Origin of the sequence: Microbacterium sp. B19 (assembly GCF_000333395.1) — a bacterium.
In the GTDB taxonomy this organism is placed as follows: domain Bacteria; phylum Actinomycetota; class Actinomycetes; order Actinomycetales; family Microbacteriaceae; genus Microbacterium.
Window position 1 is genome coordinate 1 of the sequence record NZ_BADA01000454.1, and the last position, 225, is coordinate 225.

Genomic DNA, 225 nt, shown 5'->3' on the forward strand with positions numbered 1-225 from the left:
CCGGCGGTCGCGGCGGAGGCCCCGGCGGACTCGTCCGGGTCGTGGCGGGAGGTCGAGCCGCGGGCGTCGTCGGTGCCGTGCTCCCCGTCGCCGTCGGCGGCGCGGGTGCCCACGCCCGGGATGTCGTTCTGGCTCGAGACGTTCTGGACTCGAGCATCGTCGGCGTCGTCGATCTCGGTGGCCGACACGGCGCCGGTGTCGGCGCCGGCGCCGCCCGCGGGGACG

The 225-nt window shown here is 78.7% G+C and carries 1 protein-coding gene; it reads right to left on the reverse strand.

Annotation, left to right across the window (positions count from 1 at the left end; translation table 11 throughout):
* The coding region (locus I5G_RS25995) for a hypothetical protein (RefSeq protein WP_036328817.1) at positions 1–225 on the reverse strand (225 nt) is incomplete at both ends.